The organism is Aquisalimonas lutea (assembly GCF_030409225.1).
GTDB classification, from domain to species: Bacteria; Pseudomonadota; Gammaproteobacteria; order Nitrococcales; family Aquisalimonadaceae; genus Aquisalimonas; species Aquisalimonas lutea.
On record NZ_JAUFPK010000005.1, the window covers coordinates 357,331 to 378,075 of the forward strand.

20 protein-coding genes and 2 pseudogenes are annotated in these 20,745 nt (G+C 60.7%); 10 read left to right on the top strand and 12 right to left on the bottom strand.

The genetic code is table 11. The features are described 5' to 3' along the window. Positions 1-30 precede the first annotated feature (30 nt). The 5 genes from QWY84_RS15915 to QWY84_RS15935 all read left to right on the top strand — a co-directional run bounded on the left by QWY84_RS15915 (position 31) and on the right by QWY84_RS15935 (position 3,821). Positions 31-621 carry an SCO family protein gene (locus QWY84_RS15915; RefSeq protein WP_290203886.1) on the top strand — a complete coding sequence of 197 codons (591 nt, stop codon included), beginning with the start codon at positions 31-33 and terminating at the stop codon, positions 619-621. A 582-nt stretch (positions 622-1,203) separates the two neighbouring features. Continuing rightward, positions 1,204-1,602 (top strand): IS66-like element accessory protein TnpA, encoded by a 399-nt coding sequence (gene tnpA / locus QWY84_RS20180; RefSeq protein WP_435372994.1) that lies wholly within the window; start codon positions 1,204-1,206, stop codon positions 1,600-1,602. Further along, positions 1,599-1,946: an IS66 family insertion sequence element accessory protein TnpB gene (gene tnpB, locus QWY84_RS15925; protein WP_290203887.1), complete on the top strand. Its 348-nt coding sequence runs from the start codon at positions 1,599-1,601 to the stop codon at positions 1,944-1,946. Before tnpA ends, tnpB begins: the two co-directional genes overlap by 4 nt. 38 nt (positions 1,947-1,984) lie before the next feature. Next, on the top strand, positions 1,985-3,562 hold the full coding sequence (gene tnpC, locus QWY84_RS15930; RefSeq protein WP_290203888.1) for an IS66 family transposase: 1,578 nt from the start codon (positions 1,985-1,987) through the stop codon (positions 3,560-3,562). 16 nt (positions 3,563-3,578) lie between these two features. Beyond that, the gene (locus tag QWY84_RS15935; RefSeq protein WP_290203889.1) at positions 3,579-3,821 is read left to right on the top strand and encodes a hypothetical protein; all 243 of its coding nucleotides are present in this window, start codon (positions 3,579-3,581) and stop codon (positions 3,819-3,821) included. Between the two features lie 146 nt (positions 3,822-3,967). Here QWY84_RS15935 and QWY84_RS15940 read toward each other — a convergent pair whose 3' ends face one another. The 6 genes from QWY84_RS15940 to QWY84_RS15965 form a co-directional block, all read right to left on the bottom strand. Next, positions 3,968-4,720, bottom strand: a complete 753-nt coding sequence (locus QWY84_RS15940; RefSeq protein WP_290203890.1) for a PFL_4669 family integrating conjugative element protein — start codon at positions 4,718-4,720, stop codon at positions 3,968-3,970. 18 nt (positions 4,721-4,738) lie between these two features. Next, complete coding sequence (locus tag QWY84_RS15945) at positions 4,739-5,470, bottom strand: PH domain-containing protein (protein ID WP_290203891.1); 732 nt, start codon at positions 5,468-5,470, stop codon at positions 4,739-4,741. Positions 5,471-5,599: 129 nt separating this feature from the next. Next, positions 5,600-6,946 (bottom strand): STY4528 family pathogenicity island replication protein, encoded by a 1,347-nt coding sequence (locus QWY84_RS15950; RefSeq protein ID WP_290203892.1) that lies wholly within the window; start codon positions 6,944-6,946, stop codon positions 5,600-5,602. A 3-nt stretch (positions 6,947-6,949) separates the two neighbouring features. After that, positions 6,950-7,552, bottom strand: coding sequence for an STY4526/YPO1902 family pathogenicity island replication protein (locus tag QWY84_RS15955; RefSeq protein ID WP_290203893.1), 603 nt, complete (start codon positions 7,550-7,552; stop codon positions 6,950-6,952). Beyond that, positions 7,549-9,216 carry a ParB family protein gene (locus QWY84_RS15960; RefSeq protein ID WP_290203894.1) on the bottom strand — a complete coding sequence of 556 codons (1,668 nt, stop codon included), beginning with the start codon at positions 9,214-9,216 and terminating at the stop codon, positions 7,549-7,551. Before QWY84_RS15960 ends, QWY84_RS15955 begins: the two co-directional genes overlap by 4 nt. Next, positions 9,209-10,051: a ParA family protein gene (locus tag QWY84_RS15965; RefSeq protein ID WP_290203895.1), complete on the bottom strand. Its 843-nt coding sequence runs from the start codon at positions 10,049-10,051 to the stop codon at positions 9,209-9,211. The genes QWY84_RS15960 and QWY84_RS15965 overlap by 8 nt, the downstream gene beginning before the upstream one ends. Before the next feature lie 347 nt (positions 10,052-10,398). On the opposite strand from QWY84_RS15965, the gene QWY84_RS20205 reads away from it, so the two are divergent. From QWY84_RS20205 to QWY84_RS15980, 4 genes are all read left to right on the top strand, one after another. After that, entirely contained in the window at positions 10,399-10,992 is a 594-nt protein-coding gene (locus tag QWY84_RS20205; RefSeq protein WP_494337367.1) for an SRA domain-containing endonuclease, read from the top strand. A 499-nt stretch (positions 10,993-11,491) separates the two neighbouring features. Continuing rightward, positions 11,492-12,730 carry a hypothetical protein gene (locus QWY84_RS15970; RefSeq protein ID WP_290203896.1) on the top strand — a complete coding sequence of 413 codons (1,239 nt, stop codon included), beginning with the start codon at positions 11,492-11,494 and terminating at the stop codon, positions 12,728-12,730. Then, a complete protein-coding gene (locus QWY84_RS15975; RefSeq protein ID WP_290203897.1) occupies positions 12,720-13,253 on the top strand; it encodes a hypothetical protein in 534 nt (177 codons plus the stop codon). Before QWY84_RS15970 ends, QWY84_RS15975 begins: the two co-directional genes overlap by 11 nt. Beyond that, positions 13,241-15,202, top strand: coding sequence for a hypothetical protein (locus tag QWY84_RS15980; RefSeq protein ID WP_290203898.1), 1,962 nt, complete (start codon positions 13,241-13,243; stop codon positions 15,200-15,202). The genes QWY84_RS15975 and QWY84_RS15980 overlap by 13 nt, the downstream gene beginning before the upstream one ends. A gap of 392 nt (positions 15,203-15,594) precedes the next feature. On the opposite strand, the pseudogene QWY84_RS15985 reads toward QWY84_RS15980, so the two are convergent. The 6 genes and pseudogenes from QWY84_RS15985 to QWY84_RS16015 all read right to left on the bottom strand — a co-directional run. Beyond that, positions 15,595-15,974: pseudogene (locus QWY84_RS15985) on the bottom strand (transposase); the annotation flags it as partial. An 80-nt stretch (positions 15,975-16,054) separates the two neighbouring features. Then, positions 16,055-16,289 (bottom strand): annotated as a pseudogene (locus QWY84_RS15995) (replication endonuclease). 107 nt (positions 16,290-16,396) lie between these two features. Further along, positions 16,397-16,948, bottom strand: a complete 552-nt coding sequence (locus tag QWY84_RS16000) for a hypothetical protein (protein WP_290203899.1) — start codon at positions 16,946-16,948, stop codon at positions 16,397-16,399. A gap of 1 nt (position 16,949) precedes the next feature. Continuing rightward, on the bottom strand, positions 16,950-17,912 hold the full coding sequence (locus QWY84_RS16005; protein ID WP_290203900.1) for a hypothetical protein: 963 nt from the start codon (positions 17,910-17,912) through the stop codon (positions 16,950-16,952). 268 nt (positions 17,913-18,180) lie between these two features. Continuing rightward, entirely contained in the window at positions 18,181-18,438 is a 258-nt protein-coding gene (locus QWY84_RS16010) for a hypothetical protein (protein WP_290203901.1), read from the bottom strand. 239 nt (positions 18,439-18,677) lie between these two features. Further along, entirely contained in the window at positions 18,678-19,589 is a 912-nt protein-coding gene (locus QWY84_RS16015) for a LysR family transcriptional regulator (protein ID WP_290203902.1), read from the bottom strand. Between the two features lie 174 nt (positions 19,590-19,763). Here QWY84_RS16015 and QWY84_RS16020 point away from each other — a divergent pair, with 174 nt between their 5' ends. Beyond that, on the top strand, positions 19,764-20,729 hold the full coding sequence (locus tag QWY84_RS16020; protein ID WP_290203903.1) for a TAXI family TRAP transporter solute-binding subunit: 966 nt from the start codon (positions 19,764-19,766) through the stop codon (positions 20,727-20,729). Positions 20,730-20,745 lie beyond the last annotated feature (16 nt).

The following is a 20,745-nucleotide window of genomic DNA, read 5'->3' on the forward strand; positions in this document are numbered from 1 at the left end:
CCAAGGTCCATGTTATTCGCGAAGAAACGCATGCCACGCTGGATTCTCACCCTGGTGCTGCTGAGCGGGCTCACTGTTGCCGGTTGCGGCGGCGGGCAGGACTGGCAGACCAAGGACATCTCGCGGCTGATGCCGGAGCTGCAGTTCACCCTGACCGACGAGCACGGCCGGGAGGTCACGGCCGACGCGTACGAAGGCAAGGCCGTGCTGATGTTCTTCGGCTTCACCCACTGCCCGGATGTCTGCCCGGCGACCATGGCGCGTATCGCCGGCTGGCTCGGGCAGCTGCCCGAGGCCGACCGCGAGCGGATCCGGGTACTGTTCGTCAGCGTCGACCCGGATCGGGACGACGCGGAGCGGCTGCGCAGCTACACGGCGCACTTCCACGAGGCGATTACGGGCCTAACGGGCACCCAGGAGCAGCTGCGCCGCCTGAGCAAGCGCTATCGCGTCACCTACGGCTACGGCGACAAGGACGAAAACGGCGACTACGACGTCTCCCACAGCGCGGGGATCTACGGTTTCGCCGCCAACGGCGAGGCACGGGTGCTGATCCGCCAGAGCGATGACCGGGAAGCGGTTTTGGCCGATCTCGAGCGTCTAGCGAAAACGGTCGATTGACCGAATCAAGCGTTCAAGAGTCAAGCAGGTCATGCTGATTGTTCCTTCACTATCACGCGCGAGACGGAGCAGAGTCCGTAAGCGATCCACGAACCCCATCTGTTGAGCGGATTGTGGTTCCGTGACACTAAGCCTTGCAGATGAGTGGGAGGCTTGGAGGAGGACAAAGGCATACGGGATCGGATCGAGCGCGCCGACGCCGTTCTCTACGAGGGCAAGGAAAGCGGTCGCAACCGCGTGGTGACTGCGGCTCCTTTCCCGAAAACGCCCCGGTCGGAATCACCCCTGCAGTAGCCCGCCTGGACGATGGACAGGCACGAACAGCTTGTCTACCGCCCGCTCAGCGTCCCGGAACCACAATCCGCTCAACAGATGGGGTTCGTGGATCGGTTACCAGAGTCCCCATGAATGTGTAACTCGGTGTCCGGGAGGGTTGCCGGATGCCGAGATACACACTCATGGGGGCGCTATTGCATGTGTAAGCGTCCGGTGAGTACCGGCTTCCCGTCAGATTCGTGATGACCGATGATCGCGCCTCCATGGGTGAAGTGGGCACCGGATAGGTGTCGACCTGGAGGCGAAGTGGACACCAACGAAGAACACACTCGCGCCACCGTAGGCGACAGGCGCCAGCGTTTCACGGTCGGCTACAAGCGGCGGGTGGTCGAGGAGACGCTGGCCGAGGGCGCCTCGGTATCGGTGGTCGCCCGCCGCCACGACGTCAACGCCAACCAGCTCTTCAAGTGGCGCAAGCTCTATCGTGAAGGTCTGCTGGAGGAGACGACGGGCACAAGCGCGGCGGCACTTGTGCCCATCCGCGTGGCCGACACGCACGTCGCTGCGGCGGCCGAGCCGCAGCGTTCCCCGAGGCCGGGTGATGGCGAGCTGGAGATCACCTTGAGCGGCGGCCATCGAGTGCTCGTGCGCGGCGACGCCGACGGGGAGGCACTGCGTGTGGCGCTGGAGGTCTTGGGCCGATGATGGCGCCACCGACTGGCACGCGCATCTATCTGGTTGCGGGGGTGACCGATATGCGCAAGGGCTTCGATGGCCTGGCTGCGATGGTCGCTCACCGGTTAAGCAAGGATCCGTTCTCGGGGCAAATCTTCGTGTTCCGTGGCCGGCGCGGGGACCGCATTAAGGTGCTGTGGTGGGACGGCCAAGGACTGTGCCTGTATGCCAAGCGCTTGGAGCGGGGCCGGTTCGTCTGGCCGCGCCTCAAGCACGGGGCCGTTTACCTCACCGCGGCACAGTTGGCGATGCTCCTGGAGGGCATCGACTGGCGCATCCCGATGCGCACGTTCGACCCGCAACACGCCGCCTGAGAGATGCCCCGCGGGGCGGTCGTCGGTATAATGCGCGCATGCCGACGACGCCCGCCAACACCCCGGAACCGCCCGAGGACGTCGCCGCCCTGCGGGCGGAACTGGCAGCCAGCCGTGCGGAGTTGGCGGAGCTGCGCAGCCGGCTCCATCACCGTGACTGCGAGCTGGAGAAGCTCAAGCTCGAGCTCGCCCGGCTCAAGCGCAAGCAGTTCGGCCGCTCCTCGGAGCGGCTGGATGCGCAGATCGCCCAGCTCGAACTCACCATCGAGGAGATGGAGGCCGCGCAGGCCGAGGCGGCTGCCCAGCAGCCCAGGCCATCGGCATCGCCAAAGCCCTCACCCAGTGCCCGCCCGGCGCGCCAGGCGTTGCCGGACGATCTCCCCCGCGAAGACCGCCTCCACGCGGCGGCCTGCACCTGCCCGGACTGCGGCGGCGCGCTGACCTATCTCGGTGAGGACGTCAGCGAGGTGCTGGAGTACGTCCCGGCATCGTTCAAGGTCATCCGCCACATCCGCCCCAAGCACCGGTGCGGGCAGTGCGGCACGATCAACCAGGCCCCGGCCGCCGAGCGGCCCATCGAGCGCGGGCTCGCCGGCCCCGGGCTGCTCGCCCAGGTGCTGGTGGCGAAGTACTGCGACCATCTGCCGCTGTACCGCCAGTCGGCGATCTGTGCCCGCGAGGGCGTGGAGCTCACGCGCTCCACGCTGGCCGACTGGGTGGGCGCGAGCAGCACACTGCTCGCCCCAATCGGTGAGGCGCTTCAGCGCCACATCCTCGCCGGCGCCACGGTCCATGCCGATGACACGCCGGAGCCCGTGCTCGCCCCGGGCCGCGGGCAGACGCGTACCGCTCGGCTATGGACCTACGTGCGCGACGAGCGCGCCGCGGGCGGCGAGACGCCGCCCGCGGTGGTGTTCCGCTACTCACCGGATCGCAAGGGGGTGCATCCTCAGCGTCACCTGCACTCGTTCACCGGTGTCCTCCAGGCCGACGGCTATGCCGGCTTCCGGCCGCTGTACGACACGGGTCGTGTCCAGGAGGCAGCCTGCTGGGCGCACGTGCGCCGCAAGTTCCACGACATCGACCAGGGCAACGGCTCGCCCCTCGCCCGCGAGGCGCTGGAGCGCATCGGGACGCTCTACGCGATCGAGGCCGACATCCGGGGCAAGGCACCGGATGTCCGCCGGGCCGAGCGCCAGGCCCGGGCGGGACCCGTGCTGGATGCCCTGTATACCTGGTTCACCGACAAACTCCAGCGCGTCTCTGCGAAGTCCGCCTTCGCGGTGGCGGTGCGCTATGCGCTCGAGCGCTGGTCGGCACTGACACGCCACCGCCATGACGACGGGGTGGAGATAGACAACGCCGCCGAGCGCGCATTGCGTACCGTCGCCCTCGGCCGCAAGAACTACCTCTTCGCCGGCTCCGACCGGGGCGGGGACAGTGCGGCGCTGATCTACAGCCTCATCGGAACCGCCCGGCTGAACGGCGTCGATCCCTACGCCTACCTCCGGGCCGTGCTCGAGCGCATCGGCACGCACCCGATCAACCGCATCGACGAGCTGCTGCCCTGGAACATCGCGCTGGATACCGAGCACGAGTACGCCCGGGCGGCCTGATCCGCCAGGAGGGTCGATGGCGCACATCACCGAGCTTGATCTGCCGAACATCGACGCGCTGCTTGCCGACGATGGCGACATCAACATCGGCTACCTGCATCCGGTCGGCCAGGTGGCCGTCGCCAGCGACCCCCACAACGCCCTCGCCATGCTCCGCCGCCGTCCGGACGAGTCCCTCGCTGACGTCCTGCTGCGGCTCGACGCGGCGGTCGCAACCGCGATCGAGCACGGCGAGTTCACCGACGAGATCAACGCGTAAGCATCGTCGAGGCCCGGCGACAAGACGGTGCTCAGCGGACGCTTACCTGCATGTTGTGTTGAATCCGACAACCCACCATTGGCTAAAGGCCACAGACTGGTTCGTCGTCAGAGAGCATCTGGAAGGTGTCTGCCCATGTTGAAAGGCTACGCTTGCGGTTCCTCTTCCCGCGTGCCAGAGTTGGTTGATGGCTTGCGGATGGAAGGAGCAATGGGCGCACGCGTGATCTTGTCGACGACCTCTTGCGGTGGCCAGCCCATGATCTGAGCGACTTCCACGGCCTTGGGGGGTTGTCGGCGAACACTGTCCCTCGTGAGGGCCCGGTAACGCCAGCCAGCGGGTATATGGAAGGTGCTACGAACGAGGTGCCCGCCTTGGTGGAGTTGGCGTTCGGCGTCATCACGGCCGAGAAGCCCTACGTGGCGGGCGGTCAGGACAGCGCGCGCATAGTTGTCGTAGTCCGCCACGAGGTAGGCGCCTAAGAACCCGTAAGGTGTGGAGAAGTTCAACGGGATCTCCAGTGGTTCCAGGCTCTCCGCGACGGCAATCTCGACGTTCGACATCGCTGATAGGCGCTCTTCGATTTGCCGTTGCAGGACAGCCAGCGAATCGCGATTCTCCGTGATCGTGTCATGGACACGAATCAGCAACCAGTCGGCCCACGGATCGTCGAACTCGGCGGCACGCCACGCCCAGCGCATCAGGGTGGCGAACCGCGTGAGCCCGATGATCGCCGGCTTGTTGCTGTTGTCGCGACGCGTGCGCCCGCGCATGAGCTTTTGGGCTTGGCGCGTCTGCAACGTCATGGTTGCCTGGCCGCGCAATCCGCCGGGGTGGCGTTTGCCAGCATGGTTCGGATCGGAGGCGCCGTTGTTCGTCTCGACTTCTTGGTTGTTCATCAGTGCCCTCCGGTGGACTCATCCGACCGCCTGTTCGATGCGACGCTGGATCTCGTCTTTGACCCTGGCTGGATGGCGAATGGTGGCGAGATCGATCTCACCCGTGTCGCCACCTCCTGCCGAGGAGAGCGTGACCGTACCGACACCAAGGAGCCGTTCGGCAAGGTTCTGTTTGAGGGTCGGAATTCGCGCGTTCCGGTAGTACATGTGCCGAACGGAACGGGCGACGATGCCTTCATGGACGGTGACGACGTGTCTTCCCAGCTCAAAACGGTAGTAGTACACGGCGATCAGGAGCCGTAGGAGCGAGATAAGCGCGACCCCGGATGCGGCGGTTGCGATGGCCGCTTCGACACCGTTGATGGGCCCCAGTGGTGGTGAATCGAGTGACCAGCTTCCAGCGGCCGGACCGAGCGGTTCCGGAAGCGCAGCAGCCTGATCGGTGATGACCGGGGCAGTCGCCAGGCCGAGCAAGCCCATGAGCACCTGCATGACAAGGCCGATATGGCCGCGTACGGCTGGTCGCAGAACAACCGTTTCCGGATGCGTGTCGGCCGTGCCGCCCGAGGCCGCCGTGCCGGTGGGCATCTCCGCTGCGCCCTGGGAGTATTGCTCGACGATGTAACCGCCTTCCACCGCGACTACCCGAAACCGCAAACCGGTCTCGCGCACCAGCGCATCGCGGACCAGCTCGGCCCGTTCTTCACTGTGAAAGGGTTCGCCAGTGTCTTCCCGGATTGCCTGGGACATGGTGCTCACTCCGCGATGGCAAGCTTGGGTCGGGGATCGTGGAATCGCTTGCCGAAGTATTGGCGGAGAAATGCTTTCCGGGATCGCGTGGTTTTCGTCCCTTGATGGGACAGACCACCATTCCAGCATCTATGAATCCTCCGGAAGCTGCGCAGCGAGTTCCGGGGGAACGGGTCTGCCGGCGGCCTTGAGCATCTGAACCAGGTCCTCCGCTCCCCTGGCGCGGCTCAACTGCGACCGCGTGCTTCCCGTCGATCCACGTTCCTGAGCCGAGCAGGCCTCGCGCTGTCCCGTCGCCTGGAAATTGGCTGCGTACGTAGGGATGAAGGCTCCTTCCCGGGCACGCCGGGCCAGTCCTGTCAGATACCGGATAGGGTTCCGGATGGGCTCCCTTGACCTGTCTTTGAGACATCCGTCGAGTTCGTCGAACACTTGCTGTGCGAGCTCCGGCTCCAAGCCCTCAACGCACAAGCGGGCCAGTCGCTGCTGTTCACCGCTGAGGCCGGTGGGGTAGCGAAGAGGTGGCTCGTCACCGGGTTCGCCGCGTTCGCGAGCGGTTTGATTCGACGTTGTTGTGTTGTTGTAACTACTACTACCACTACTACTCCGCGCGCGCGAGGGGTAAAGCTGTTTAACCTGGCTGTAAGATTCTGAATAAAAAGAATTGTCCTCCGAGTTAACGTGTTTAACCTGGCTATTTTCGTCCAGGTTAAACTGCTTAACCTGGGCTGCATCCCCTTCCGGGTTAACTGGGTTAACCCGGTGCTGAGCCTCGGCTCCGCTGTCGCCGGAGAGATTGTTCTGGTGCTCGCGGAATAGCTCACCGTACGCACCGGTCGCGAACGCCCCAGCGTGGCCGCGGATGCCGGCAAGCCGTGTCTCGAAGCGGGTCTTCGCTCCACGATCGTCGGTTATGTCACTGCCCGCGATCAGCTCTGCCTGGATGGTCGCTAAAACGGCCTGGGCGGTGCGGCGGACGCGGCGATGATTGTGTCGGCACATGCTCTCGAGAAAGGCCACATACCCTTCGTCGAGCTCCATGGCCTCCGCCACGCTGACGGGCTCGTCGTGGAGCGCGTAGACGTTGCCCCGGTAGCGACCCTTCTCGTCCCGCACGCGCTCGTAGAGACAAAGCCAGCGGGTAATGCGCAGCATGGCGACGGAAACGGCGATGGTGGGTTTGCTTCCCACACCGGCGGCGCCAAAGTCGTCATAGCTGGGAAATCTACGTGGGGACTGTGGGTCCGTGTGGGCCTTGATCACCATCCATGCGATCTTGTCGCGGGCATCGAGAGCGGGATCGTAGAGCAGGCGTCGGGGGTGGCTGTCCTGCCAGTTGCCGCTGTATAGAACCGTGTTGCGTTCGTCGGCCTGGATGTCCTCGGTGGCCGTCATTGCACGCGCCTGGCGAGCGGCCTCGGAGAGGTGGCCGTCGAGGTAGTTCAACGGGGAAGCATTCCGGTTGCTCGTTGTCATGGCCTATCCCTCCGAGCCGTCGTAGCGGGTCACAAGGGAAACGACCGCGCTCGGGGATGCGCTGGCGCCGCCGACCGTGTCCTGGATGGCCTGAGCCTCCTGAACGAGGCGCCATACGGCCTGTGCCGACACCTGGCACTCCCGGGCGACCTCGAGATAGCGCTCCGGTTCCGGAAGATCTCCGCGGGCGCACCACGTGCGCCAGATGCGATCCTGTGTCGGCGGCCGGGGCCGCTGGGGACGGCCGCGCGGCGTTTGCGCACCCAGAAGCCGCCTCCGGCGGCAGACTTCGCCGGGCGTAAGCCCGTAGAGCGCCTGGAGCATTTCTGCGCTGGCGCCATTGCGGATCAGATTATCCTGCGTGGATTCGTTTTCTGCTTCGTTGCGGGCGTGGGCGAGGGCGTTTTGCAGGCATCGGTGGTCGACCGCGATATCCAGGAAGTGGGTCCCCATCCGGGCCAGGTGATGCAGCTCGCCGACGGTCATTTGTTCCATGGCCCTGATTTCTTCCGGATCGAAGCCCAGATCCGCGACCGCGTTCTCGTCGGATGCCTTGAGCTTCTCAACCGCGTAGCAAACGATCTGGTAAGCGAGTTCCTTGCTCATGATTCGTCCCTCCAAAGCGCCTCACCGCTGGCCGCGGCGCATTGGGCGAGGCGGCGACACGTGCGCATCAGCTGCAATAAGTCCTCGAAGTCGTCTTCCGGGGTGTTCGGGCAGGACCACCAATCGGCGGCTGCTATGGCCCACATGGGGGAGCCGACGCGGTAGTGCAGCGCTTGGTCGTTGCCGTGGTTGATGACCCGGCCCAGTTCGAAGCGCTCGGGGAATGGCGCATGGGCCGCCTTGGATTCTTCCAGGGCTTCCGACCAGACCGTCAGCAGCCACCACACCCACTGGCGACGGGTGCTCTGCGGCGTTGACGGATCTCGAAGGACGTCTTCCGGCGGAGGGAGATCCATGAGAAAACCCATGCCGTAGTCCCAGCGTTTGAGATAGATGTCGAGCTTGTACCGACGCGCGAGTTGCTCGGCGCACAGGAAAGCGTCCCGCCGGAGCGAGCTGACGGTCGCGTCCTCGCCGGGTGTGGTCGACGGTTCGCCCGCGTCGCCATGCCCGGGTGACTCTTCGTCACTCCATTCACTGCCGTAAGTGGATGGGTCGGCGAGTTCCGGCTCGTTCGGTGCGTCACGCGCGTCTTCGGTGATGGTGGCCGAGGCTGAAGCCGGCTCCGCGTTCGCGTGCTCGCCGGGGCCGGCGGGCGTTGCATCGATATGCTCGGTGCCTGCGGTCGCTGGTGGCGTACCAGATGATGGAGTCTGTTGCGGTACGGGTTCCTGCTCAGGGGACTCCGAGGCGGGTGCGGATGGTGCCACCGTCTGTCGCGCCGAATTGGGACCACCTTGTTGCCGCAGCCGGGTATCGAGTTCCAGCCGGATCTCGCGCAGGGGCACATCGAGGGTTTCTGCGAGGTCGCGCTCCAGCTGTTGTCGCCCGACCTCCAGATCCCAGTCCGGTGCATCCGTGGCGGCAAGGGCCTGCTCCCAGACGATCTGGAGTTGATCCTCTGGTTGCTCGTGGGCCGTCCAGAGCTCGGCTGCCGCTGTATGGAGCTGGCGGATTTGCTCAACGGTACTGCCGCCGAGGCCACCTTCCAGCGCCTGCGGAATCGCGGGGAGGAGCGTTGCGGCTGCGTACTCGAACCGCCGGAGCAGGGGACGAGACACGGTATACCCGACGTCTTGCAGGCGGCGTTGGAAGGCCGATCGTGACAGTTCCCCGCCGGCCTCGGCCTCGAACTCGCTGCGCAGTTGCTGGAGGGCAACGGCTTTGTCGATGAGCGTCATCTCACCGCGTAGCTCGTTCTCGACTAGGTGCGCCGTCAGGACGTGGGCATCGTCGTCCCATGGGTGATACAGGCAGTGGACCGTCCGGAAGGTCGGGTCGCTGGTCTCCTCGGCCAGCTCACGCAGTGCCTTGAGCCGCGTGTTGCCGCCGGCGCGCACCATGTAGACCTCATCGCCCGGCCGGCGTGTCACCTCAAGCGCGTTGTTGAGCCCACGCTGCGCGCGAATCGAAGCCTTGATTTCGTCGTAGCGTGGGTTGGGTGCCTTGCGCGGGTTGCGGTCGTAGGCCTTGATCTGGTCGATGTCCAGGATCATCTGGGTCACGGTTACCGGTTCACCCGGTGACAGTTCCTGTCCCGGCTGAGCGAAGTGGCCTTGATAAAGCGTTTGCCGGAGCTTGTCGCGATCGATTTCCTTAGCCATGGCCCTCGACCTCCCTGTGATCGTCGACCAGGTGGGGGAGGCACTCGGCGGCAAGCGCGCGCATGGTCTCCGCTGCCGCCGGTGTGGGTCCGGAGCGCCGTGTCTCCCAGCGATGCACGGGGACTTGGTGGGTTGCTGCCTCCCGGTATGCGACCGTTGCAGGGACCGCCGTATCCATGACGGTTATTTGCCCGCGGCTTGGCCCGTACGACTCCCGGCGGAGCTCGTCGGCGATGACGCGTGCGTCCGCTGTCCGGTCCATGCGGTAGAGCATGCCGCGGAGTGGACCGACGGGTGCCCCCATGGCAGCCATCGGCCGCAGGCGCTCGAGCATGGTTACAGTCCCGCGGGCGAATTCCCGGGCTGACAGGATCTCGGGCGGGATCGGTGAAAGGAGGAGGTCTGCGGCGAGCACGGCCGCGTCCTGGAGAGGGCCCACCGCACCCTGGGTGTCGATCAGGATCGCGTCATAGATTTCATCGTAATCCGAGAGGATGTGCCGGAGCCGAACCCGACCATCCGGGGTATGGAGAATCCAGTTCTGTAATGCCCCATCGGGATCGTTGGATACGATGACGTCCAGAGTGCCGCCATCGCGAGCGGCCAGGGTGGTGGTGCTCACCGTGGATCCAGTTTCACCGGCGGTGATGAGTTGAGTGAGCCCGTAGTCCGCCTGTTGCGCGAGGGGGAAATAGCTGGATAGCGTTGGTTGGATGTCGGCGTCGATCAAGAGAACCCGGTAGCCGAGGTCTGCGATGTAGGCGCCGAGGTTGGCCGTGACGGTCGTCTTCCCGACCCCGCCCTTGGTTGAGGTGACGGTTAGCTTGATTGCCATATCAGCCTCCGCAGAGCTAGATGGTTCCTAGCTCCGGGAGCCCGATTCAGCTTTGTCGCCTTAAGATCGCCCGTAACTACCTGATTGCGCTTCGTAATCAGTAGGTCGGCGGTTCGATTCCGTCCACCGGCACCATAAAAACAGTAAGTTATGGCGACTCCACTTAAGTTAGCTGTCTCGTGTAGACGCCATGTAGACGCTGCGGCGTGGTCTTAAACTGCATGTAGCGACGATATCTTCTCGCGCATGTCTTTCCCCTGACCATTCGTTCCTCTACTCTCGGGACCGTGCGGTACCGCTTTTGGTCCTTTGATGGGTAGAGGTCGTTGGTTCAGCCGGGCGCGAGATTGAACAACAACGAAGTGATGCAACAGTTCGGTGTGGGGCTTCAAGGCGGGATGCGCCGCTCCCACGCCAACAACTGTCTAGTGCTTGTTTCGGACCACACAAAATCGCTATACCAAGACCGCTGGGAAGGCGATGTCCCGCACTACACGGGCATGGGGCCGACTGGCCACCAAGAGCTGGATCGGCAGAACCGGGTGCTTGGGGAGTCTCACGAAATCGGCCTTACGGTCCATCTACTTGAAGTGTTTACGCCCGGCCAATACGTCTATGCAGGCGAGGTAGAGCTTGCGGGGGAGCCGTACCAGGAGGAGCAGCCGGGCACCTCCCAGAAGAGGCGAAAGGTCTACATGTTCCCCGTTCGCCTAAAGTCCGGCGGAACAAAGCCGCTCCCTACGGCCAATGAGGCGCGAGAAAATGAGCAACGACTCGAAGCGCGGTTGCTAAAGTCGGAGAGCAGCTTAGAGGGGCTCCGCAGCCTTGCCGAGAGCGCCAAACGCAGCCCAGAGAAACGCCCGTCTGCGAGCGAGCCACGTCATCATAAGGAATCCGGCTGTCTCCGCGTATGTGAAGCGCGCTGCAAACGGTTACTGTGATCTTTGCCAATCACCAGCGCCCTTCTACACGAAGGCTGGCGAACCCTACCTTGAGTGCCACCATATACTTTGGCTCGCGAGGGCGGGGAGGACGTGATTGGTAACGCAGTCGCGCTGTGCCCAAACTGCTACCGGAAAATGCACGCACTGAATAGGAAAAGCGACAGACAGTGGTTGAAGATGCGCGTTGACCAACGAAGTTCATAACCTCATGATCGCTGCTCCGGTTCCTGTTGGGTGTTCTATTTTTTACGAGTTATAGGTACAACTTTCATGCTGCCCGCGTTCGCATTAGATCGACTTTTCGACTTGGCCCACTGGCACCACACAAATGAAAAGAGCCAGAGATTGGCTATGCGTCTAGGTAATGCACGAGGGCTCGTATAGGCCTTATGACGCTTGATGAGGTGTCTACGCCCGCGGTACACGTTTCCACATCTACCGAGCTGACGTGAAATGGCGTCGTCGAAGTTGAGCTCTGGCACTGGCAGGCAAGTCTATGACACAAACCATCAACCGCGAAGCGCATGAAGGAGCCAAGGGGTTCAGGCTCCAGCGCCTCCGGGCGGCCCACCTGATGCTGCAGCGCATTGAGGCGAGTAACGAGACGCACTTCTACTCAGCGGTTGAAGACACCGAGGACGTATCCCTCCAAAATGCAAGCAAAGAAGGGACAGAAGAATACTACGAAGAGGACAAGAACTACGATCCATCAACTAGCTTCACGCTGAATAGCAACCCGGTTAAGAACACACTGGTAAGCTTCCTCGATATTTTTTTAGGGAAATGGAGGTCTAGCGATAAAATAAGCTTCGGCTTTTATACTACTGCAGAAATTGGTAAAGAAAATAAGAAAAATTTCGAAGATAAATATGGGCTCACGCCTCCTGAGTCACCCATCTTGAAGTTGCTTCAAGATAAGGACTTTTCTGACGCAAATACCGTAAAATGCGTTCGGGCCGTTCTCCTCGATGAGTACCAGTCGCAATATGCGAAATCCTCTTCCAAGGGATATGTGGACGAAATCGAGAAAATGTCTGACAGTCATATTAGGGATTTCTTGGGTCGAATTGAGTGGTTTTTTGGAACCGAAGACGAGAAGTTACTGTACCAGGCAGTAATAGAGCAGGTGCGAAATAGCTCGTGGTTCAATTATCGAACGGAAGGAAAAGAAGAGACCATCTGTAGAGAATTGTTGGATACTTTTGACGAGCGGCAGTCTTACAAAGATCATGCTGAGCGGTTTGTTTATAAATCGGACATCCAAGTGCTTTTCCTTAAGGCCGCATCCGAGGCAGAAGACGGCCTGTCCGACCCTGCCTGGAAACATTGGGAGGATATCCCTGAGCCATCGGATTCTCGGAATCTGGGCGAGAAAATACAGGCCGTTTATCCGGACTTCGACCCTCAGGCTCTCAGTGTGCTCGCCAGAAGGGCGAGTATCGCCCAAATGGAAGCGGCCATAGGCCACCATAGTGTGAAAGCAATGTGGTGCCGAGTGCTTATAGCGTGCGAGCGCTCAATCGGAAATGGTGCGATCCAGCGACCATTTACCGAAACCTCAGACGTGAATGCCGCCATTGAAATCCTCTTTGAGTGTGCCAAGGAAGAGGTGGAGGAGTTGAAGGGCGACTACCAATATAAGCTCAGTAATCCACAAACTCTGGAGGGAGTTGTTCTCAACCTAATGGACACGTGTTTTATATCTCTAGACCAGGTTCCTTCCGATGGAAACTGAGCGTCGAGAACAAAAGAAGCGCTTGATGTTCACGTCTGGTGAGGATTTTTATTTCTTTACCTATACGGCCTTTGTTCTTCTTGACTCACTGGGTTGCCGTAACGGAATTTTTCTGAGAGATCACCGGAAGATCGCATATCTCATCCCTTTTGTATCCGACAAAGTATTGATTGGGATAATCGATCGGGCGAAGCGCCAACCTATCAAGAACGCCGTAGATCGTGAATACCTCTTTAGCGCCTTTTCAAGCGGCCCTATGCATGAGTTGGAGTTAGGGAAGCTTATGATAACACTTGGGAAAAGAGGTTACGTGGAGACTCGGCCCGGAAAGTCAGGCGAAATGGATGTGACGCTGATCAAGGAAAATCTGCCAGCGGATTTTTTGAAGAGGAGCAATTTTTCTAAAGAATACGAAAACACAAAGCGCCTCAAGGAGCTTGTCCCCAGGATAAATATCCTCACGAAAGAAAAATTGATGCGGCGCCTATACGATGATCATGGAGTAACACGATGGTCGCTCTAAGAATAAACAAAGTCTTTTATGAGGGTGATCAATACTACTTTGAGTCGCCAGATTTCGGTTCAGGCCTCAACATAATTGAGGGTGACAACGGAACTGGAAAGACCACGTTCTTTAATCTTCTTTATTATGGAATAGGCGGAGTTGCCGGGGAATTTGAGATTGGTAGCAAGTCTCAAAAGCATCAAGAGATAACCTCCGATAAGAACAACTGGGTTCTGGTGGATCTTACGATTGGAGAATCGCGCTATGTTCTGCGCCGATGGATTGGCGATAACGAGATTCTTGTTACGCGGTTCGAAGAAGACGAGTCGGGCAATGTGCGACAGGGATCATCGGAAATATATCCACTGTATAGGAATTCTGCTGAAGCCGGCGTGATATTTTCTGACTGGTTGCTTGAGAATCTTGGAGTGCCAGCCGTTGAATTATCCCTTGGATCAAAAGAGTTTATAATCAAAAGTAATGATCTATTTCGACTGGTTTACCATGATCAGGCGGCAGATCCGGATAGGATTTACAAGACTCCTGATCAGCAAGGGTTTGTGGCAGACTCTAATTTATTGAGGCAGGTCATATTTCAGCTTTGGATGGGTAAGGCATTCGCAGAATATTACCAGGCGATTAGTGAGGAAAAACGTCGCGATCGGGAGCGACAGGTGGCTCTCTCCGTTTATCAAGAGTACGAACGGCTAGCTAGTGAGTTGCTTGGTAGAAAGGATGTCGTCAATTTAGAGCACCTAAGGGATGAGCTTTGGCAGGAGGAGGCGAGGCTTGAAGGGCTGCGTTTTAGTCGGCGCGCTGTGCGCGAGAAGGCGAACAGCTCGGTTGAAAATTTTCAATACTTGACGGAAGTAAGAAACGATCTATATAGCATCGAACTCAATCTATCTACTTTGAGGCAAACACTGATAGCGGCGTATGAGGAGCAGGCGAAGCTTTTGGAGCTTAGAAAGAAGCTCGTGGAGGAGGTTGATAGAATTGATAAGATTTTGCTTACACACACGCAAATGAATCTGTTCTCTTCAGATACCTGTCCCTACTGTCTTAGCTCTGTTGAGAGAGCTACAGGACATTGCGTCTGTGGGGCTCCAATCGAAGAAGAGCAATATGAACGCTTTTTCTACACCTCGCACGAGTATAAGGAGCTTTTGAAGTCGAAGAGGAAGGCTCTGGAGACAGTGGAGATCGCGCGAGATGGCGTGCGGAATGAGATTGAGGGCTCCGAAGCGGGGATGAGGAAATTGGAAGCGGATAGGCACGAGATCCGCAGTAAGTTGATGGAAGATACGAGTGTCACGCCAGATCTATCGAATGCTGACGAAATCGAGGAGATGGATGATGCAGTATTGGCTGCGAAGGAGCGTATAGAAAGTATTAAAAAAGCCATTGACGTCGAAAAGCAGCTAGAGGAAAGGCAGGCTGAGTTAGATCGAGCGATGGGTGAGTTAGAAAGAGCGAGGCGCAATCTTAATCGTAAAGAAACTGAGGTAAGCGAGGCGATATCAGAACGCATAGATCAGTTTAGTTATTATTACAGCAGTTTCATGCGTAATGCTCTTCCCGATTGCCGAACGGCGCGAATTGATAAGGACAATTATATGCCGGTTATCAATAACGGGGAGTATCGGGAGGCGAGCGCGAGTGTTCCGAAGCGGCTGATGTATTTCATGACTCTGATGCAAATGAGTTTAACAACGCCAGGCGTGCAGTATCCGAGGTTTAATATGATTGATACCCCAGAGACGATGGGGATCGAATCACAGTGGCTGAAACAGGCCGTATTGCAGTTTATGTCCCTGGAGAACCCGGAGGATCTGGGATGGCAGGTAATCCTTTCAACTGGACTCGGGAAGTACCCTGAGGAGTTCGAGGATTATGTAGTTCTAAGGCTTCGCAAGGAACGTCGGCTACTTGGTGTGCGGGGAGAGGCGAACACCTCGGACGAATAGACGTATAGTTATTGACAGAACTCCAAAGGACGTAATCCCCGCTCGCCGGCCCTCGATGTAGTCACCACGTGGCTACCCGCTGATGGCTATCACCTGGCGGCAGCCCCGAGCCTTGTTCCACCTGAGGGCGGCGCGAGCAGGCAGCGCGGCGAGGAACGCCCCCGTGCCGCGTCAGAGTGGCGGTATAATGCAGTGCCCCTGTTGCCCCGTCGTGGACGGCATATGCGCCACAGCGGCGGTCGCTGCGCCTGTCTCGCACGGCGTTTCCCGCAGGCGCGTTTGCCATCGATGGAAGCGGGTCAGAACCTCGCTGCGGCCGTCCGATACGCCGGTGATCCGCCACGCTTTCGTTCCTGGTAGCGGTTCGGCTAATTCGATCAGACGCGGAACGGCTTCACCGGGAATCGTCCGGCGGCAACAAGGGTATGCGCGAGATCAACTTTTTCGCCTGAGCCACCTCCAGGGCTTCCTTGAGAATCTCGGTCTCCATGGTCTTGCGCCCCAGCAGGCGCTCGAGCTCACGCACCTGGCGCTTCAACGCCTTCACCTCGGCGGCGCTGACCACCTCGTCGCCCGAACCCACTGCCGTCATGCCACCGTCGTCCATCAGCTTCTTCCACCGGAACAGGAGACTCGGGGACATACCATGGGGCCGCGCCACAAGCGATACCGATATGCCGGGCTGCTCGCACAGCGCCACCAGATCCGCCTTCTCCCGCGGCGAGTACCGACGCCGCCGCTGCACCCCTGCTACGACTTCGATGCGTTCCACCTTGGTCACTCCTTTGCACTAGGGCTATGCCTAGGCCTTCAGGTCAACGAACAAGGTGTCCGGTCGAAACGGGAGCTGCTTCAGTCGATGCCCTTGGCGACGTACTTGGCGACATAGCCGGTTGCCGTCCCACGCTGCGGGTCGATCCGCTCAACCTGGAAGCGGTGACGGCTCGCGCCTGGCTCGTCGGGCGTGTCCTCCAACGCATAGCGCTGCATGGTGTCGATCACCGCTTGGGCCGTTTGGCGCGACGAACACCACGAGATGCCAGTGCGGTGTCCCGTCTCGCTGGGGTTCGACCACCCGTAGGTCCATCGGGGCGACGCATTGCCGGTGGAGAGCTGCACGCACGCGCGTGACCTCCCCCGCACGACCTCGCCCCCGCAGCGCGCTACCGCTTCACTCTCTGATAGAGCCAGGTGTTACTCCACTTGGGCGTATCCATAGCGCTCGAGCGCTTCGTCCAACACGTAGGGCGAGACGCACAGCCTCGGATCGCTAATGTAAACCCGCTCAAAGCGACCGACGCCGAGCTCGAAGAGCCGCCCGCAGTATTCGTATCCATTCTGGGCGCGAACATACGACTCCGCGGTGATACCCGCGACAATGGGGACGACGCCCACAAGTACAACGCCGCCCCAGATCCACACGGAAAGCCATTTCGATACTGTCCGCTTCACGCTGTCGCCAATCCGGATGTAGTGCAAAAGCACCACGTAGCCGGTGAGGAGAGGGGCGCCGATGCCCACCCAGACGAGTCCGGCAGCAGCAAAGTTGGCATAGTTGACCCGCACCACCGGCCCCGAATTGGCGAGGGGTTGGTAGTAATCCTGTACGAATGCCTCGTACATGAATTGCGGCGCAAACCATGCAAGCAACAACATCGCCACACCGACGCCGAGCACAGCGAGCTGTTTACCCTGCTCCATGGGGCCGCCGAAGGGTTCTTCAGTTTTCTTCTGCTCGCGCCTCATGTCAGCGAAGCACCGGCATGTGTATCCACCCCCTGTAGAGGTGGGGTCCGGTCCAATGGCGCAGGGCCTGCTCACCGCGGCGCCGTATCGTCTCAAGAATCTCCTCGGTCACTGCGTCAGCCAGATCGACCAGTGTGTTTTCGGCCGCTACGCGCGCTCGGCAGCCCCACGTATCGATGCGGCCAAGCTCGCGCAAGAGGTTTTCCAGCTGCCAGCAGAGCCTGTCGGTCAGCTGCAGCCGACTATCGAGCGCATCCAGACCCACGCTCGTCGCGCCACCGACGATGATCGCCAACACCAGCGGGCCGACAACCGTCGCCCCCGCAGTTGCAGCAGTCCCGCCAATCAATGCTGCGAATGCTGCACTGGCCGAGATCTTGAGGATGTCCGTCGTCAACGTACCCACGAGGCGCGTCAGCGTGAACTTGTCGTCGAGTAGGTACTGAAGTACGCGATAAGCACCAATTAGGACGAATGTCAGGCGCGCGCCGGCCTTCGCCGCGTCCTTCACGCCGAGACGACCAATACCCATTGAGACTATCTTCGGATTGTCGGCCAGGTAGCGAGTTCCCTGAATCACGCTGCGGCCCGCCGGCCAACCCTTGAAAATGATATAGCGCTCGCCCGCATAGCTCCGGATGTGGTAGCTACCGAGCCCTTTGAAGTCCGCCATCAGTCGAGCAACGTCAACCCCACTGCGTACATTGGCCACATTGCCCAGAACACCCTCGATGATCCGGTCCACCCGCTCGCTCTGTTGCGGGTCGTCAGGCCAAACATCGCGCGTTGCCGCACGCCATACCGCGTCGGCGTCGGTACGGCTCATACGCCCGGACTGGACACTGTGTTCCAGCCAGACGCCGAATAGCTCGTCCTCGGAAATAACGGTGGCTTCGTACTGATTACGCGGCATGCTCATGCCGCGCCGAATAGGCTGAAGAGACTGCGAGCACTGCGTCGCCATAAAGACCTCCTTGTCACTGACAGACTGAACGACGCACCGCCGTTGTAGCGGGGCGAAACTTCCAGCGAGCAAACGCCGATTGACGTCTTCTCCATTGCTCACGAGGAAACCTTATATGACTCCCTGGTCGCGCGACAAGCCGAAATGGCTATCTCCTGAGATGCAGGCCAACGGAACCGCCAGATTCAAAGCTCAGTGTACTTGCGCGTTGCCCCGCGCCCGATCCACTGGACACTTCTAAATCATCCTGGACATCTCGACGACCGATTCATGTTGGCCGATTACAGTCGCCGAAATCACGGCGCCACCGAAAAGACTCATCAACAGCAGCAAGTAGTTCAAAAACCTTCTCATTGTTCGGGTTGCTCTTCTTCCGTTCTTGCAATTTCTCCATTTGCTTCTGCACGCGCAAGTTATAGTCCCGTATTTCGCCCTCAATACCGATGGAACCGGCCTGCGAGCTTCTGTGTTTCACAGGAATCTGATACGCCTTGAAGCGATGTGCGACGTTGTGGAACTCGTCCAAGAAACGAAAATCAATGGCAAGAGCGCCTAGACCGAGGCTCGTTCCTTACGGTTGCGCCGCAGCCACTTCCGAAGCGTCGGTGCTATATGCCGCAGCGACGGTAGACGGGAGCCGCATTGCCGGTGCGTTCGTAGAGCCGAATCCTGCCCGGTCGCATCCGGATCGTCCGGTCCATGTCCTCATAATTACCTGAAAGGATGTCACTGATTTCCACATCCGATTTGCGGGGAACCGTCACTCTAAGAGGATGGATGGCCAGTCGATGCCTCGGCACGGGCGATGATCATCTCGCGCAGCGCCGTCGCGGCGGCGGAAAGCGGGTGACGACGGCGCTGTATGATGCCGAGCGGGCGTGCGACGTGGGGCTGCACCAGTGGCCGATACTCGATGCCGTGGGTGGCGATCTGCCGGAAGCTGAGCTCCGGCAGCACGCTGATGCCGACGCCAGCGGCCACCATTCGCCCGACGGTGGCGATCTGGCTGGCATCGCAGAGGATATCCAGCGTTTTACCCACGTCGCCCATGGTGCGGTCGATGTCCTGGCGGGAGCTGGACAGCCGGTGGATGCTGATGAAGGGGTGACCGGCGAGCTGCGCCCACTCGACCTGCGACTGTGCCAGCAGCGCATGGCCGCTGGGGCAGACGGCGACGTAACGGTCCTCCAGCACCGGCTCGAAGTGGAACTCCTCGGCGTCGAGGGGCGGCACCGAGAGCCCCAGGTCGGCGCGGCCTTCTCGCACCATGGCGTTGACCTGCTCGGCGAGCAAGTCGTGCAGGGCGAAGTTGATGCGCGGGTGGCGGTCGTGAAAGGCGGCGATGATGCCTGGCAGCAGGCCGGCGGCCAGCGTGGGCAAGGCCGCTACGGTGACCTTGCCGCGATTCTTGGAGAAGAGGTCGTCGAGATCCTCGAAGGCTTCCGTCCAGTCGTTGAGCAGGCGGGTGGCCACGGGCAGGAAGGCTTCGCCTTCCGGGGTCAGCGACAGCTGACGAGCGGTGCGCGAGAACAGCGCACCGCCCACGCTCTCTTCCAGCTTGCGCAGGGCAATGGAAATGGCGGGCTGGGAAAGGTGGATGCGCTCGCTGGCCTCGGCGAGGCTGCGTGACTGCGCTACGGCCACGAAGGCGCTGAGCTGACGGATGCTGGGTCTCATTTAAAAAGTAAAACATAGTTTAAAAACAATTCAATATACAAAAAATGGAGCGGTGTCCACGCTGGAAAGCGTGCCATGGGCCACCGCCATGAGAGGACATTGCTTCCTGGCTGTGCGGCCCGTGAGCGCATCCATGACGACAACAAGCCCGCTACCGGGCAGGAGGAGCCAACCATGAAAACGCTGCTCACGGCTGCGGCCGCCAGTGCCGCAATCCTCACCGCTGCCGCCGTTCCGGCCCAGGAACGCCTGCTGATCGGCTCGACCTCCAGCTCCTCGAGCCACTACGGCTACTTCGTGGCGGTCAATCAGATCATCAACAGCGAGCTCGACGGTGTGAGTTCCTCCGTTGCCGAAACCGGTGCCACCGTCGACAACCTGCGTCGGCTCAGCCGCGACCAGATCGATATGGGGCTGGTGACCACCAACACCGGCTATCATGCCTATGCGGGGCAGGGCGACTTCGCGGACCGCGCCGTGGACAGCCGGCTGCTGTGGGTCTACACCGTGGCGCCGCAGAACGTGGTGCTGCGCGAAGACGCCGGGGTCGAGAGTCTCGACGATCTGGACGGGGTGCGCCTCAATCCGGGGATTACCGGTTCGGCCACCGAGAGCACCACCGAGGCAGTCCTGGAAACCCTCGGCATCGCGCCGGAGTACGTGCGCGGCTCCACCACCGATGTGGTCGCTTCCATCAAGGACGATCGCATCGCCGGCTATGTGAAGTCGGGGGTCGGCAACCGCCTGGACGGCTCGACCATGGACATCGCCACCTTTACGCCCATCGAGGTGCTCTCGCTCAGCGACGAGCAGGCCGCGACCTTGCGCCGCGAGATGCCCGACATTGCCGTGGTGGACATTCCCGAGGGCGCGGGCGAGGGCATTCCTGCCTATACCACCTGGGCCTTCGGTGTGGCCGTGCATGCTCATCCGGACATGGACGAGGAGACCGCCTATCAGATCGTCAAGGCCGTGATGGAGAACCCCGAGCCCCAGGCCAACGCCTTCTCCGCGGTCAAGGATGCCGACCTGGCGGAGATGACCCTTGAGGTGGGGACCGTGCCGCTGCACGCCGGCGCTGCCCGCTACTTCGAGGAGCAGGGGATGGAGATCCCTGACGCTCTGCAGCCTGCGGAATAAGGCTCGGCCGAGAAGC